The sequence below is a fragment of the Nitrosospira sp. NpAV genome, assembly GCF_000832065.1.
Lineage (GTDB): Bacteria > Pseudomonadota > Gammaproteobacteria > Burkholderiales > Nitrosomonadaceae > Nitrosospira.
The window spans coordinates 65,494-80,582 of the sequence record NZ_JXQM01000001.1 but is presented as its reverse complement, the minus strand read 5'-3'; the positions used below and the strand labels follow the sequence as shown (position 1 = coordinate 80,582).

Here is a 15,089-nt window from a genome sequence, read left to right as displayed (position 1 = left end):
TGAGCATGGTTACCGGTAGCAGCTATCTTGAAAGCCTGCTTCAAGGGCAGCCGCAATTGCCATCAAGCCCGCTGGCATGGCTTAATCAGTTACGGGCCGATGCCGTCGAGCGTGCCAGTACACTGAAAGTACCCACTACGCGCGATGAGGAATGGCGTTTTACCGATATTTCGCCGCTGTCCAACCTGTCGTTCCAACCGGTGCGTGCCGAATCGTCGTTGAGCATCGCCGACGCCGAAAAATTTTATCTCGAGGAAGCGGCTATCCGGCTTGTGTTCGTCGATGGCGTATATGCGCCTCAGTTGTCAGGACAGCCACATGGCACCAAGGACGTGGGCTTGGTCGTTACGAATCTATCGGAGGCAGTGGCGGCACATGCAGCGGCGATAGAGCCGCATCTTGGCCGCTACGCCGGGTTTCAGGACAACGTGTTTGCCGCGCTCAATACCGCATTCCTGCATGATGGAGCGCTGATTCTCGTACCTCGCAGCGTAGTGGTCGAAAAACCGGTGCATCTTTTGTTTATCGCGACGCAAAAAGAGGTGGCAAGTCATCCGCGCTGCCTGTTGATAGCCGAATCCGGTAGCGCGGTAACGATCGTCGAGGACTATGTTTCCTTACAGGAAGATGCTTACGTAACTAATGCGGTGACCGAGATCGCGCTTGCCGATAATGCCCAGGTTGACCATATCCGGGTTCAGCGCGACAGTAACGAGGCATTTCATATTGCGAATTGCGCGGTGTCTCTCGCGCATGCAAGCCGCTATCGATCAGTCAGTGTCGCGCTTGGCGCACGCATCTCGCGCTACAACCTGAACACGCTGCTTGCGGCCGAAGGAGCGGAGTGCGCCATTGACGGGCTGGCGTTGATCACCGGACGGCAGCTTGCCGATACGCATACCTGCATCGACCATGCGAAACCTCATGGTACGAGTACCCAGTCACATAAATGCATCGTGGATGGTGCCGCGCATGCAGTATTCAACGGTAAAATCGTGGTTCGTCCGGATGCGCAGCGTACCGATTCCTCGCAGTCGAGCCGTAACCTGTTGCTGAATGCGAAAGCGCGCGTGGATACCAAGCCGCAGCTGGAAATTTTTGCGGATGACGTAAAGTGCGCGCACGGGGCAACTGTTGGTCAACTCGATAATGAGGAAGTATTTTATCTCAAGAGCCGCGGGCTCTCCGAGATCACGGCACGCAACTTGCTGACATATGCGTTTGGCGCCGAAATCATCGATCGCATATCGATTGCGTCGCTGAAACACCGGCTTGAGCAGACGGTGCTCGAGCAAACTCAGAGAAACTGAATTATGCAGCTTATCGAATCCGCTTTGGAATCACAATTTGCCTCGATGCTTGATATCGAAAAAATTCGCGCTGACTTTCCGATTCTGAAGCTTCAGGTCGACGGCAAACCTCTGGTCTATTTCGACAACGCGGCATCCAGCCAGATGCCGCAGCCGGTCATCGACCGTCTGGTGCGTTATCAGACCACGCAACACGCCAACATCAATCGTGGAGTGCATTACCTGTCAGAAACGGCAACCGCGGAATATGAGGAATCACGCCGCAAGCTACAGCGCTTTATTAACGCCCGCGAAGACCGGGAAGTCATCTTCACCAGTGGCACCACGGATGCGATCAACCTGGTGATGCACGGCTACGGCCGCAAATTCATCGGGGCCGGCGACGAAATCATTTTGACCACGTTGGAGCACCATTCGAATATCGTTCCCTGGCAGATGCTGGCGGAAGAGAAGGGGGCAAAAATCCGTGTTGTGCCCATCACCGATGCAGGTGAGCTTATCATTGACGAGTACGAGAAGCTTTTTAACGAGCGCACGAAATTCGTCGGCGTGATGCACGTGTCGAACGCGCTGGGTACGATCAATCCCGTCAAATCCATGATCGCGTTCGCGCATGCGCGTGGGGTACCGGTACTGGTCGACGGGGCGCAGGCGGTGCCGCACATGAAAGTCGATGTGCAGGACCTCGACTGCGATTTCTATGCGTTTTCAGGTCATAAGATGTGCGGTCCGACGGGTATCGGCATTCTTTACGGTAAGGCTGAGTTGCTTGAGCGCATGCAGCCATTCAAGGGCGGCGGCGATATGATTTTATCGGTGACGTTCGAAAAAACCACCTACAATACCATCCCGCACAAGTTTGAGGCGGGTACGCCCCCGATTGCATCCGCGATCGGACTGGGTGCGGCGGTTGATTATTTATTGTCAATCGGCATGGATGCTATTGCTTCGCAGGAACTTGACCTGCTTATCTATGCGACTGAACAGATAAGCCGTGTGCCGGGGGTACGTATTATTGGCACTGCCGCAATGAAAACCGCAGTGCTCTCATTTGAAGTCAAGGGTGTGCATCCGCATGATATCGGTACGCTCCTTAATCAGGATGGAGTCGCAGTGCGTACGGGCCACCATTGCGTGCAGCCGGTGATGCTGCGCCTCAAGGTGCCGGCCACGACACGCGCTTCTTTTGCCTTTTACAACACACTGGCCGAGGTGGACACATTTATCGCGAGTCTTCGCACCGTACAGAAGATTTTTACGTAATGAACACGAAATCACTTTATCAAGAAGTTATTCTCGACCACAACAAGAAGCCGCGCAATTACGGTACGCTCGATCACGCAAGTCATCATGCCGTCGGTCATAATCCGCTGTGCGGTGATCATCTTGATATTGCACTCAATCTTGACGGTGAGCGCATCGATCGTATTGCTTTCCATGGTGAGTCATGCGCGATTTGCAAGGCATCGGCCTCAATGATGACCACCGTCGTAAAAGGCAAGACACGGGCGGATGCTGAGACATTGATTCAGGAATTTCGTGATATGGCAATCGGCAAGCTGGACCTTGAGGGTGGTCATCACCTCGGGCGGCTTACCGTCTTTGCGGGAGTGCGCGATCTTCCGACACGTGTCAAATGCGCAATTCTGCCGTGGCATACATTGCAGGCGGCGCTCAACTCCGTCACCACTACATCGACTGAGGCTGAAGAGGATCCGATGCATGCCGCGATCGGCGACGCCTAATGGGAGAGGAACATGCCAAAGATATCTGAAATAGAGGGTACGCCAAACCGGAATGCGTTGAAATTCATTCTAAAGGAGCCATTGACCTGGGGCGTGACGCACTCATACGACAATGCCGAGCAGGCGAAGGACGATCCTCTCGCCGCCGCGCTGTTCGATATCGATCATGTGACCAATGTATTTTATGTCGATCGCTGGATCACGATTACGCAGGATGGTGGTGCCGATTGGCAGGATCTGGCGCGCGAAGTCGCCGATCCGATCCGTGCCGCGCCCGCGGCAACTTCGCAATCAGCCGCTACTGTTGCGGCGGCAACCAGCGCCATTGCCGGTTTGAGTCCCGAGGACCAGCAGCGTCTTGAAACGATCAATACGCTGCTCGATGAAGAGATACGACCCTACTTGCAAAACGACGGCGGCGATCTTCATGTGCTCGGCCTCGACGGCAATAAACTCAGCGTACACTACCAGGGCGCATGCGGCACTTGCCCGAGCTCAATTTCGGGCACGCTCAGAGGCATCCAGAATATGTTGAGGTCGATAGAGCCTGATTTGGAAGTAGTCGCGATTTAGCAGCGTATCCGGCGGTAAGCGGCCATAAAAAAGTAAGGAAAGCGGTTTACCGCAATGTTTCCAGGTACTCCTTCAACACGACGGCGTTATTGTGGTGGAGCTCCTTGGAGCCAAAAAGAAGCGTGCCGTTTCCGTTTCCAAGTTTTGCGATGAGCTCCTTTACGGCCGCATCATTGTGTTTAAGCTCATCCCGGTATCTGCGCCGGAATTCGGGCCACTTCTTCACCTCATGTTGATACCAGTCGCGCAACTCGGTCGAGGGCGCTACTTCCTTGGCCCAGAAATCGATCCTGGCCTTAGCCTTCGAAAGACCGCGTGGCCACAGGCGGTCGACGAGGATGCGCAGCCCGTCTGGGTGCGCGGGTAGCTCGTATACTCGTTCAAGTCTGAGTTTCATCGTCATCGCAAGGCATATCGCCTACCGTCAGTCAGTTATAATTCGACCTATATCCCAGGAACTTGTTCCTTGCTTCGGAGGGGTTTGAGTACAACTATTTCCGAGGGACATCTAATTCATCCGATGGTGCTGAGGACTATACTGTTATCCTCCGGCGGTCGGTCTCATGTGAACTCGCCAAGGGTAAAATCAAGTAAGGCGAAAAGCTATTGCGTGGATCATGGGCATGCAATCGACCAGTGAACTGAAGACGAGCGATCAACTGCTGAATTTAAGTTAAAGAAATCAAATGCTCTGGATAAAATCGCTACATATCATTTTCATGGTGACCTGGTTTGCCGGGTTGTTTTATTTGCCGCGCCTGTTTGTCTATCATGCGATGAGCGATGACGCGTCCGGCATTGCCCGTTTCAAGGTGATGGAACGCAAGCTTTATTATGGCATCATGACTCCCGGTGCGGTATTGACGATTCTTTTTGGCCTGTGGCTTTGGCTGGGTTATGGTATTTCCGGCGGATGGTTGCATGCCAAGCTTGCATTGGTGATCGGACTGGTTGGATATCACCTCCATTGCGGCAGGCTGCTTGCCGATTTCAAGTATGATCGGAACCGTCACAGCCATATTTATTACCGCTGGTTTAATGAAATTCCGGTGGTAATTCTGTTTGCGGTGGTGATACTGGTGGTGGTGAAACCATTTTAAGAGTTACCCTCTCCTCACCATCTTTTTACATAGTTCTCCAGATGCAACACCTTCGGAACCCATCAATGTCTTTGAAATCCCCTAATCCATGAAAACCATTATGGTTGATCTTGCCGCGACACCGAGCGCGCGCAGTTATCCAATACATATCGGTAGCGGCATTTTGGGCCAGACTGAACTTATTCTGAGCCATATGCCACAGAAACGGGTGGCAATCGTGACCAATACCACGGTGGCGCCACTTTATCTGGAAAGGCTGCGCAGCGCGTTGGAAGACCAGGGTGCGGCATCGGTTCCCATCATCCTTCCTGACGGGGAAGAGCACAAGAATTGGCAAACGCTCAATCTGATTTTTGATTCGCTGCTAACAAAACGCTGTGAACGCGGCACTCCGGTTATCGCGCTTGGCGGAGGCGTGGTCGGCGATCTGGCTGGCTTCGCCGCCGCCACCTATTTGCGTGGCGTGCCGTTTATTCAATTTCCGACCACATTGCTGGCGCAGGTTGACTCTTCGGTGGGTGGCAAGACAGGTATTAACCATCCGCTTGGCAAGAACATGATTGGTGCATTTTACCAACCCCGGGTGGTGGTGGCTGACAGCACCACACTGGAAACCTTGCCCGAAAGAGAATTACGTGCAGGTATTGCTGAAGTCATCAAATATGGCCTGATCCGGGATCCTGCTTTTCTCGTGTGGATCGAGCGGAATATGATAAAGCTTCTGGCACGTGATCCTGAGGTACTGATCGAGGCCATTCACCGTAGTTGCATGAACAAAGCCGAAGTTGTCGAGGCCGATGAGCATGAGAGCGGTATGCGCGCATTGCTCAACTTGGGGCATACCTTCGGTCATGCCATTGAAAACGCGCTGGGTTATGGCACGTGGCTGCATGGCGAAGCTGTCGCTGCGGGTACGGTACTGGCGGCGGAATTGTCACGGCGCATGGATATGATCACCCAGACCGACGTGGAACGTATCCGCAACATCTATGTACAAGCTGGACTTCCTGTCGCCGCTCCCGACCTGGGTCCGGAGAAATACCTGCATTTGATGGGGCTGGACAAGAAAGTGGCAGGGGGGAAAATGCGTTTTGTTCTGCTTCACCGAATTGGTGAAGCCGCCGTCCATTCCGATGTGCCTGCGGGAATTCTCACAGAAATGCTCCAGGAATGTACCGCTAATGCATGAATTGGCACCTTACGCGGTATCTCCGATAAACTCGCGCGGCCGCCGTATCGGCGAGGAGTCGTCACCCGGCCGCACGGAATTTCAGCGTGATCGTGATCGCATCATTCATTCTACGGCGTTTCGCCGACTTGAATACAAGACCCAGGTTTTTGTTAATCATGAAGGCGATCTTTTCCGCACGCGCCTGACACACAGTCTGGAAGTGGCGCAAATCGGCCGCTCTGTAGCCCGGAACTTGCGTCTTAATGAAGACCTGGTGGAGGCGATCGCCCTGGCACATGATTTGGGCCATACTCCATTTGGACATGCGGGGCAGGATGCATTGAATGCCTGTATGAAAGACTATGGCGGCTTCGAACACAATTTACAATCCCTGCGAGTGGTGGATGTGCTGGAAGAGCGCTACGGGGCATTTGATGGTTTGAATCTGTGCTTTGAAACGCGTGAAGGCATACTCAAGCATTGCGCCAGGAAAAATGCCCGAAGACTGGGCGATGTGGGCGAACGTTTTCTCACGGACCAGCGGCCATCGCTGGAAGCGCAGCTTGCCAATCTCGCCGATGAAATTGCCTATAATAATCATGATGTAGACGACGGCTTGCGTTCAGGTTTCATTACGCAGAAGCAACTTGAGGAGGTCGAACTTTTCTCCCGGCACCTCATGTTGGCTAAAAAGCAGCATCCCGGAATCTCGGGGCGACGGCTGATCCATGAAACTGTGCGGCGCATGATCAATACGCTGGTGGCGGATCTGATCAGGCAAAGCGCGATCAATATCGCCGATGCGCATCCGGATGATTTGTCTGCAGTGCGGATGGCACCCGCGCTGATTGGTTTCAGCAATAAAATTCAGCGGGAGCAGCAGGAATTGAAAAAGTTCCTGCGCGACAACCTTTATCGGCACTTCCAGGTCGCGCGCATGAGTACAAAAGCGCGTCATACCATCGAAATGTTGTTTAACGCATTTCATTCCGATATCCGATTGCTCCCACCCAAATATCAAGCTAAATATTCCCAGAATGAGCACCACGCTATTGCCGACTACATAGCAGGTATGACCGATCGTTATGCCATTAGGGAATACCGGCGATTGTTCGCTATCGACGAGACCTAGTCCGGACTTAGGGTAACCCACTGCAGAAGCCCTGTGCAAGTCTCCGGGGCCGATCCTGTTTTGCCGTTTTTCGCCAGCAGAATAACCATTGGCCTTTAAAATCATCAAATCTATCCTGGCCCAGCCACTTTTGCTTCCATTTCTTCAAGCCCGGCGGGTTGCTGGCCGAGATTCTTCCATCATACTCATCAGGGATAATGTACCCGAAGGCCAATCGCTGGTAATATCGGGAACTGGAAGTTGCAGTTCGTCCAACTACCGGTTTTAGGTTAAATAGATTCCGATGACAAAATTAAAAAACGATACCCTGCTACGAGCCCTGCTGCGGCAACCTACCGAGTACACACCTGTGTGGCTGATGCGCCAGGCAGGCCGTTATTTGGCTGAATACAACCAGACCCGCGCCCGCGCCGGTAATTTTCTTGCGCTGTGCAAGAATCCCGATTTTGCCACCGAAGTCACCATGCAACCCTTGGCACGATTTCCGCTGGATGCCGCGATATTATTCTCGGACATTCTTACTATTCCCGATGCAATGGGGCTGGGGCTCTATTTCTCCGAAGGCGAGGGCCCCAAGTTTGAGCGTCCGTTGCGCGAGGAATGGGAAATTCGTGCGCTCACGGTACCTGAGCCAGCGGTGCATTTGCGTTACGTGATGGATGCTGTTTCACAAATTCGCAGGACGCTGGATAACCAGGTTCCGCTGATCGGTTTTTCAGGCAGTCCCTTTACGCTCGCCTGCTACATGGTGGAGGGATGCGGCGGCACTGATTTCCGGCAAATCAAGACCATGTTGTACCAGCGGCCGGATTTGCTGCATCACATACTCAACATCAACGCCCAGGCGGTCACCGCCTATCTGAATGCGCAGATCGAGTCCGGCGCTCAGGCGGTGATGATTTTTGATACCTGGGGTGGCGCATTGTCGCACGCCGCATATCAGGAATTTTCTTTGCGTTATATGAGCCAGATATTGGCTGGAATCAAGCGCGAGCACGACGGTGTGCGCATTCCCAACATTATTTTTACCAAGGGTGGCGGATTATGGCTAGAGAGTATCGCCGATAGTGGTTGCGATGCGGTGGGTCTGGATTGGACCGTCGATATCGGTGAAGCACGCCGGCGCATTGGTCATAAAGTAGCGCTGCAAGGTAATCTCGACCCCGCGGTCTTGTTTGCCACGCCGGAAATCATTACCGCCGAGGTGGAAAAAATTCTCGCCGCCTATGGCGCCGGCGACGGCCACGTATTCAATCTCGGGCACGGTATTTCCCAGTTTACGCCACCGGAGAGTGCCTTGACGCTAGTGGAAGCCGTCCACAGCATCAGTCGGAGATATCGTCAGCACTAGCACAGTATGAGGACTGAAACGGATCGGGGCGGAAAATAATCGAGCAGGACAAATTTTGATATTTTCGAAAACCAATTGTTGCTCCCTCTGTCGGTCGAAAAAGGGGTGGAATATGAGCCGGTCAGTTTTGCAGCCGGTATTCTTTAAGTCCGACAGGTTTCCAGTAAAAGGGTATAAACTACAAAAATATATTGCTTAGAATTTCGTAATTGTAATAAGTGGGCATGATGATTGGTTCCATAAGCCCTCGGTGGTTCACGCAGCAAATTGGAGAATTTCCTGTGAGGTTGGGGAAAGCAGGATGTATCAGTTTTCTGGTCTAGTGTTTGTCAGTTCGGTTGAACCTTCGTTATCTTATATTTTCGATAGGATCTTTCGTGCATATACTTATTATTGAAGACGATCCCGCGATTGCCACCAATCTCTATGATTTTCTGGAAGCTCGCGGCCATAGTGTCGATGCCGCCGCGGACGGCATCACGGGTCTGCATCTCGCGGTTACACAGCGATTTGACGGCATTTTGCTCGACCTCGGCTTGCCCGGCATGGATGGCATTACTCTGTGTCGAAAGCTTCGCCAAGAGGCGGATCTCGACACGCCTGTGCTGATGCTGACAGCGCGCGATACACTGGCGGACAAGCTGAAAGGTTTTGATTGTGGAGCGGACGACTATCTGGTGAAGCCATTCGCGCTGAAGGAGGTCGAGGCGCGTCTAGCCGCGATGCATAAACGGCACGGAGGTAAAGTTACCAGCCGTATACTGGAAAGCGATGATCTATCGTTCGATCCAAAAACGTTGTCGGTCCGTTTTGCCGGTGCAGCCGTCAAACTGCCGCCAAAATGTATCCGCTTGCTCGCGCTCATGATGGGCGAACCCGGCCGCGTATTCAGCCGGAGAGAGTTGGAGTCGGAGGTCTGGGGCGATGCGCAGGGAACCAGCGATACCTTGCGCAGCCACATGCATGAATTGCGTCGTGCATTGACCCGGGCGGGCGGCTACGATCCAATTGAGACAGTTCATGGCCTTGGCTACCGCCTCATTTCCCGTGCCGGGGTTTAAGCGCGGCCTCCGCCTGCGTGTTGCGCTGGCATTTGCGGTATTCTGCATAGTTGTCGTTGGAACGCTCGGTATCAGTCTTTATATCGCTTCGGACGATATCGAAGAGGCACATATCGAGCAGATCATTGAAACCGAGATGGATTATCTGCTCCAGCGCTATCGTGAGCGCGCTGATTTTGTACCGCAGGTCGGATCCAATCTCGAAAAATACATTGTCCATGATTCCATCGAGGAATCTCATCTCCCTCCCTATTTGCAGGGTCTCAATTATCGGCGTCACAAGGTGTTCCGGGGTCCGGAAGAGGTTCGCGTCGCGGTAAGGCACGTCGATGGCGTGAAATTTCTCGTTGCCTACGAAATCGGCCTCCACGACCAGCGGCAGCAGGAACTCAGGCTTCTTATCGTGCTATCTCTTCTGTCGGTGGTGGGCGTCGCCCTCGTGGTAGGGTATTTGCTTGCAGGATTGCTGGTCAAACAAGTCACCGACCTCGCCGAGCGTGTGAGGCATCTTGCGCCCGGTGACGTACAGGGCGCGACCATGATACAGCCGGGACAGGATGAAGAGGTGGCTCAGCTTGCCCATGCGCTGGACGACTATCAGAACCGTATCACACGCATGCTGCGGCGTGAGCAGGAGTTTACCGCCAATGTCAGTCATGAATTGCGCACCCCGATCACCACGATCCTGACGAGTTGCGAGCTGCTGGTTACGGAGCCTAATCTTTCCGAACGCACGCGCTCCCGCATCGGGATGATCGAAGCCGCGGCGACGCGCATGGGCGAGCAATTGCAGGCTCTGCTATTTCTTGCCCGTGAGCAGGCTCTGGGCATTATGGAACCTGTCGCGCTCGCCGAATGTGTTTATGACGCGGTGGAGCCCGTATGCACGGAAATCTACCGCAAGCGCCTTATTTTCGAAGTAGCGATAGCGCCAAAGGCTGTCCTCACTTTGAACCGCCAGGCGCTTCATACCGCGCTTGTCAACCTGCTTCGCAATGCGGTGCAATATACCGAACGTGGTTTTATCCGGGTAAATTTCAGTCGGAACCGGCTCTCGATTGCCGATTCCGGCATCGGCATCGAGCCTTTTTATATGCCTCTTCTGTATGAGCGCTTCTTCCGTGGATCAAGCCAGGGGGAGGGCTTGGGGATCGGCCTGGCCATCGTAAAGCGTATTTGCGACCATTACGGTTGGATCATCGAGGTTGAAAGTACGCCAGGAAAAGGAGCGACCTTCCACATAACATTTCCCTGACCCTCACAGGCAGGTTTTCACAAATTCCTGATATTTCATATGTTAGTATGCTCAATGTTTTATGTCCTTAAATAACCAAACGATGGAGCCTGAAGAATGCCTAATGAAGTTATTCGCCTGCCTATAGAAAAGCGCATAGACTGGTTATTCGATCTCGCCGACCGCCATGGCGCAGCATTTCGCAGCCCGGAAGCATGGGTGGCCCGCGAGCGTTATCTCGCAGAACATCCCACAGCTATTGCCGTGCTGAAGTGTATGGATGGTCGTATCAATATTCCGGTGATGACCAACACCCCCCCAGGTATTCTCATGCCATTTCGCAATCTTGGCGGCGCATTTGATCTGGGATGGCCTCATCTGGGCGAGGTGCTTGCTCACCACGTGCAAAATTGGGTAAGCACCGGCCGACGAGTGCTCTTTCTGGTTACCTACCATTTTTCCAAAGGCGATCCGCATCGTGGATGCGCCGGATTCAACTATGATACTGCAGCGGCATATGCTCATACACAAGTCATCCGGCGCCAGATGGAACAGATCTTCGGTACGGGGCACTCCACCATTTATCCCCTTATCTGTGGTATTGAAACCGACGAAGACACAATAATCGTTCATGGCTCCAAAGGTGAGAAGCTTGATCTATCAACGCTTGGGGCAGATGGTCGAGCCACGCTGGAACCTCGTCTTGCCGCTCTGCTGCCTGATATGCCGCCTCAGATGCGTGCCGATCTGTTGCCGCTGTTGCTGGGTAATCTTGATACTATCGCGCGGGTTCGCGAACAGACAGAGCGTCACGAGCGGCAGCTGGACATAGAGCACTGTGAGTGGATGATTTGCCTCGGTCGTGGCTTCGACTTTCTGCACACGCCCAATCTGGCCCTGATTATCGGTCCCTATAGCCCGAATCTGGATGTACCGATCGGCAAGGCCGGCGGCATCATTCAAGGCAACATGCGAAGTGGCCGTATTCCGGATGATGGTTTTCTTTTACTGGCGTCGGTACCCTACATGGAGATCGGCATGGATCGGGCACGCGCCGAACTAAAATCGATTTTCCTGGCGCGTTTCGGGGCCGAGGTGATTCGACAGCAATACCCTCAACTCGCCGAAAAGATGTTTGTCCGCACTGCTGTACTTGATTGGCACTCACGTACCCTGGAGAGGGTTGTCGAAAGTTCAGCAGATAGTGCCCGTAGCGAGATTGCCGCATCATTCTGATATGTAGATAAGATGAAGATGGGTCTTCCGGGATTGCAGATTGAGAGTTTCAGAAGACCCCATCGAGAATCAAGCAACGCTTTTTTAAGGCTCCGGTCAATTCACCAGGCGGTTTAGCCATGACTCAGCCGCCGCCCGATTGATGTCGAGAACTAAATCGGGAAAGAATCCAAAGAACAATATCAGGAATGCAGGTACACATAAGAGAGCGAATTCACGGGAACGCAGATCCTGTACCTGGTTTAATCTCAAATGCATGATTGGTCCAAAAAAGGTGCGTCGCACATACGACAGCATATAGGCCGCACCAAGAATGGCCCCGAGTAGCGCAGCAATGCCCAACCCTGGATGAGAATTAAGCGCACCGATGATCAATAGCAATTCTGCCGGGAATCCGCTGGTTCCCGGTAAACCCATGCTGGCCAAGGCAAATATGAAGAAAAATGTTGTCAGTCGGGGCATTACCTTCGCCAAACCACCCAGATGAAGAATTTCCGTACTTCCCAGGCGATGCTGGATAAAACCGGCGATTAACATTAGGCAGCTTGCCACCACGGTGAAATTGAGCAACTGAAAAATTGCACCTTGTATTCCCTGCATATTGAGAGACGCGATGCCTACTACCACCAAGCCAACATGACTAATACTGGCGTAGGCCAGCAAGCGCCGCAAATTGGTCTGTTGCAAGGCAATCATGGCAGCGTAGATAAAAGTGATGGCCCCCAGGATGCCAAGCACCCAGGCATATTCTGCGGAAGCATGGGGTGTTAGCGGCATCGCGAATCGTAGTATGCCAAATGCACCCAATTTCAGACCCACCAGCAATGCTGTCAACTGTGTGGGTGCTTCTACGGCGGTTGTCGGCAACCAGGTATGAAACGGCGCCAGCGGGGCCTTCACCGCGAACCCCGCGAGTAACAGCAGAAAAATGATAACCTGCAAATCATCTGATATAGGAGTTTGTAGCAGCTCAGGAAAACTAAAGGATAAATTCAACGGGACATTCCCACCCGTTTGCATGGCATGGTTGACTCCCAGCATGATGAATGCAAAGAGCACCGGCACACCGCTAAAGAGCATATACAGTATGTACTTCATCGCGGCGGCGCGTCTCTCGGGCCCGCCTCCCCAAAGACTGATCAGGAAGAAAATGGGAGGCAATATCAATTCCCAGAACAAGAAAAACAGCATTAAATCCAGCGCGACAAATATGCCCATGGTGCCGCCTTCCATAGCCAGCAACAGGGCAAAATGAAAACGGGTTAAATGCTGTACAGAATTCCACGAAGCGATAATGGCGACCAGCGTCAACAGTGCTGACATCGGCAGGAATAATACTGAAATTCCGTCGATCCCAATTAAGAACAAAATATTCAGACTTGGTATCCATGTATGCTGTTCAACCAGCTGAAAGCTATCGCCTTTAGTGGCGTCAAACAATTGAACAACAACTAGCGTTGCAACTAACTCAGCGCTGGCAATCAACAGCGCCATTCTTTTCGCCAGGTTAATATCGGAGGTGAGGCCAACCGCAATGCCACCCAATAAAGGCAGCAGAATTACAAAGCTTAATATGGGGAAATTTGCTTCAATCATGTTGACTATCCTTCGAGGGGCCGCCATCGACAGGTTTAGTCTGCATGTCTTTGGGATGTTTTTCGCCGGGCTTGTGATAATAGGCGCTCATCCCCGTTGGATCCCTTTCGATATAATTCAGCCAGGGGGCCGTGTTAAAACCGGTACCGATAAGCAATGAACAAATCGTCACAGCGATGACAGGTTCCATTCTTACCGCATAATGATCAGTCCCGTGTGGTTGTACCGCCCGCTTGGGAGGGGCCATAAATATCTGCTGAAAGGCCAAAAGTAGGAATGCAGCCGCTAGCACGTTGCCCACGAGAATTGCGATGGCAACCACCCAGCCATATTCTTCGATGGTGCCTTCGATAAGCAAATGAGCCGCATCGAATCCCGGAGTCCCGGGCATGACCATGGTACTCAGTGCGCCAATGAAAAAAAGTAACGCCACGCTGATATTGGTATCAAAAAGACCACCCAGTCGTGGGGTAAAAGCGGTGTGCGTGCGCTCATACACCAAGCCGATACTGAACAGCATTCCTGCTGATGCCAGGCCCCATGCCAGCGACAGGAAGACCCCGCCATTCAGTCCATGCTCGTTGAAACAGAAAATACCGATAACCAGCATGCCGACATGGCTGATGACGGAAAAGGCCAGTAACCGGCGAATGTTGATTTGCATCAGTGCTAGCAGCGCACCATAGAAAATGCTAATCAGACCCAGCGTAACCACAAATCCGGCCCATTGTTCAGCGGCTTCTGTCACTACGGGCAAAATGAAGCGTGCGGTTGCATACACTCCTAACTTCAAGCCCACCAGGAAAATGGTGACGCTGGCCACAGAGCTCTGCTGCGCCAGGATTGGCAGCCAGCCATGAAACGGAAATAGCGGCATACGAATGGCAAAGCCACAAAATAGTAGAATAAAGATCAATGTTTCATTTTTTAATAGGGTCTTATTTTGCTTCAGCGTCATCCAGTCGAAACTCAAGGCGTGGCCCGAATCCATCAATCCAAAACCGAGCAGCAGAAAGCCTGCCAGGGTCATCAGCAAGCCCCAGCCCCAGTATTGCACCAGTCGGGTGATTACCCATCGTTTTTTATGTCCTGTCCCACCGTGAACTGTCAATAAAATTACCGGCGCCAACTCAAGCAAGGTCCAGAACCAAAACTGCATAACATTCAGTGCGGAAAATGCACCGATCAAGATAGCTTCATAGCCAAGCAGGCACGCAATGAATTGCCAGTCTAATGTACGTTGAGTAGTGATTTTATAAACAAGAACCAGTAACGCTAAAATAGCCGTGAGCGGAATAAACAGAATATTAAGTCCGTCAACCCCGACGCTATAATATGTATAGTCAAAGAAACGTTCCTGTTCGGCTAGCTGCGTTCCGGCTTTCTCGGGATCGAAGACAGATAACAGGTAGAAACTCAAGGCCACGTTAAGTAGCGTGCCGGCAAAGCCAAAGCCTATGGCAAGCCGGAAGGAACGCGAAAACAGAACGGCAAACATGGCGGTCAGAGGAACGAGTGTCAGCGTGGACACCAATGGAAACGCCAAAGATTCTGACCAGAAGGAAACATTGGTAATCATG

14 protein-coding genes are annotated in these 15,089 nt (G+C 52.5%); 11 read left to right on the top strand and 3 right to left on the bottom strand.

The features are described 5' to 3' along the window. The first annotated feature begins 5 nt into the window (after window positions 1–5). Genes sufD through SQ11_RS00320 form a run of 4 tightly spaced genes read left to right on the top strand, consistent with a single transcriptional unit; the run spans window position 6 to window position 3,628 of the window. On the top strand, window positions 6–1,310 hold the full coding sequence (sufD, locus tag SQ11_RS00335; RefSeq protein WP_041512452.1) for a Fe-S cluster assembly protein SufD: 1,305 nt from the start codon (window positions 6–8) through the stop codon (window positions 1,308–1,310). Between the two features lie 3 nt (window positions 1,311–1,313). Beyond that, the gene (locus tag SQ11_RS00330; RefSeq protein WP_041512149.1) at window positions 1,314–2,573 is read left to right on the top strand and encodes a cysteine desulfurase; all 1,260 of its coding nucleotides are present in this window, start codon (window positions 1,314–1,316) and stop codon (window positions 2,571–2,573) included. Continuing rightward, window positions 2,573–3,055, top strand: coding sequence for a Fe-S cluster assembly sulfur transfer protein SufU (gene sufU, locus SQ11_RS00325; protein ID WP_041512148.1), 483 nt, complete (start codon window positions 2,573–2,575; stop codon window positions 3,053–3,055). Before SQ11_RS00330 ends, sufU begins: the two co-directional genes overlap by 1 nt. A gap of 12 nt (window positions 3,056–3,067) precedes the next feature. Next, window positions 3,068–3,628 carry a NifU family protein gene (locus SQ11_RS00320; RefSeq protein WP_041512147.1) on the top strand — a complete coding sequence of 187 codons (561 nt, stop codon included), beginning with the start codon at window positions 3,068–3,070 and terminating at the stop codon, window positions 3,626–3,628. Between the two features lie 46 nt (window positions 3,629–3,674). Here SQ11_RS00320 and SQ11_RS00315 read toward each other — a convergent pair whose 3' ends face one another. Then, on the bottom strand, window positions 3,675–4,025 hold the full coding sequence (locus tag SQ11_RS00315) for a DUF488 domain-containing protein (protein WP_041512451.1): 351 nt from the start codon (window positions 4,023–4,025) through the stop codon (window positions 3,675–3,677). Window positions 4,026–4,314: 289 nt separating this feature from the next. Here SQ11_RS00315 and hemJ point away from each other — a divergent pair, with 289 nt between their 5' ends. The 7 genes from hemJ (at window position 4,315) to SQ11_RS00280 (ending at window position 11,913) form a co-directional block, all read left to right on the top strand. Further along, window positions 4,315–4,728 carry a protoporphyrinogen oxidase HemJ gene (hemJ, locus tag SQ11_RS00310; protein WP_041512146.1) on the top strand — a complete coding sequence of 138 codons (414 nt, stop codon included), beginning with the start codon at window positions 4,315–4,317 and terminating at the stop codon, window positions 4,726–4,728. An 88-nt stretch (window positions 4,729–4,816) separates the two neighbouring features. After that, window positions 4,817–5,917 (top strand): 3-dehydroquinate synthase, encoded by a 1,101-nt coding sequence (gene aroB / locus SQ11_RS00305; RefSeq protein ID WP_041512145.1) that lies wholly within the window; start codon window positions 4,817–4,819, stop codon window positions 5,915–5,917. After that, on the top strand, window positions 5,910–7,031 hold the full coding sequence (locus SQ11_RS00300) for a deoxyguanosinetriphosphate triphosphohydrolase (protein WP_041512144.1): 1,122 nt from the start codon (window positions 5,910–5,912) through the stop codon (window positions 7,029–7,031). The genes aroB and SQ11_RS00300 overlap by 8 nt, the downstream gene beginning before the upstream one ends. Before the next feature lie 283 nt (window positions 7,032–7,314). Next, complete coding sequence (gene hemE, locus SQ11_RS00295; protein ID WP_041512143.1) at window positions 7,315–8,382, top strand: uroporphyrinogen decarboxylase; 1,068 nt, start codon at window positions 7,315–7,317, stop codon at window positions 8,380–8,382. A 377-nt stretch (window positions 8,383–8,759) separates the two neighbouring features. Then, complete coding sequence (locus SQ11_RS00290; protein WP_041512142.1) at window positions 8,760–9,443, top strand: response regulator transcription factor; 684 nt, start codon at window positions 8,760–8,762, stop codon at window positions 9,441–9,443. Next, on the top strand, window positions 9,403–10,698 hold the full coding sequence (locus SQ11_RS00285; RefSeq protein WP_041512141.1) for a HAMP domain-containing sensor histidine kinase: 1,296 nt from the start codon (window positions 9,403–9,405) through the stop codon (window positions 10,696–10,698). Before SQ11_RS00290 ends, SQ11_RS00285 begins: the two co-directional genes overlap by 41 nt. Window positions 10,699–10,794: 96 nt before the next feature. Beyond that, window positions 10,795–11,913, top strand: a complete 1,119-nt coding sequence (locus SQ11_RS00280) for a carboxysome shell carbonic anhydrase domain-containg protein (RefSeq protein ID WP_041512140.1) — start codon at window positions 10,795–10,797, stop codon at window positions 11,911–11,913. Between the two features lie 96 nt (window positions 11,914–12,009). Here the strand turns inward: SQ11_RS00280 and SQ11_RS00275 are convergent, their stop codons facing one another. Further along, window positions 12,010–13,509 (bottom strand): NuoM family protein, encoded by a 1,500-nt coding sequence (locus SQ11_RS00275; RefSeq protein ID WP_041512139.1) that lies wholly within the window; start codon window positions 13,507–13,509, stop codon window positions 12,010–12,012. Beyond that, window positions 13,502–15,088, bottom strand: coding sequence for a NuoM family protein (locus SQ11_RS00270; protein WP_084226668.1), 1,587 nt, complete (start codon window positions 15,086–15,088; stop codon window positions 13,502–13,504). The genes SQ11_RS00275 and SQ11_RS00270 overlap by 8 nt, the downstream gene beginning before the upstream one ends. Window position 15,089: the final 1 nt, after the last annotated feature.

Coding starts and splice junctions, on each gene's coding strand:
- sufD (WP_041512452.1), top strand. CDS start 6: ATGGTTACCGGTAGCAGCTATCTTGAAAGCCTGCTTCAAGGGCAGCCG.
- SQ11_RS00330 (WP_041512149.1), top strand. CDS start 1,314: ATGCAGCTTATCGAATCCGCTTTGGAATCACAATTTGCCTCGATGCTT.
- sufU (WP_041512148.1), top strand. CDS start 2,573: ATGAACACGAAATCACTTTATCAAGAAGTTATTCTCGACCACAACAAG.
- SQ11_RS00320 (WP_041512147.1), top strand. CDS start 3,068: ATGCCAAAGATATCTGAAATAGAGGGTACGCCAAACCGGAATGCGTTG.
- SQ11_RS00315 (WP_041512451.1), bottom strand. CDS start 4,025: ATGAAACTCAGACTTGAACGAGTATACGAGCTACCCGCGCACCCAGAC.
- hemJ (WP_041512146.1), top strand. CDS start 4,315: ATGCTCTGGATAAAATCGCTACATATCATTTTCATGGTGACCTGGTTT.
- aroB (WP_041512145.1), top strand. CDS start 4,817: ATGAAAACCATTATGGTTGATCTTGCCGCGACACCGAGCGCGCGCAGT.
- SQ11_RS00300 (WP_041512144.1), top strand. CDS start 5,910: ATGCATGAATTGGCACCTTACGCGGTATCTCCGATAAACTCGCGCGGC.
- hemE (WP_041512143.1), top strand. CDS start 7,315: ATGACAAAATTAAAAAACGATACCCTGCTACGAGCCCTGCTGCGGCAA.
- SQ11_RS00285 (WP_041512141.1), top strand. CDS start 9,403: ATGGCCTTGGCTACCGCCTCATTTCCCGTGCCGGGGTTTAAGCGCGGC.
- SQ11_RS00280 (WP_041512140.1), top strand. CDS start 10,795: ATGCCTAATGAAGTTATTCGCCTGCCTATAGAAAAGCGCATAGACTGG.
- SQ11_RS00275 (WP_041512139.1), bottom strand. CDS start 13,509: ATGATTGAAGCAAATTTCCCCATATTAAGCTTTGTAATTCTGCTGCCT.
- SQ11_RS00270 (WP_084226668.1), bottom strand. CDS start 15,088: ATGATTACCAATGTTTCCTTCTGGTCAGAATCTTTGGCGTTTCCATTG.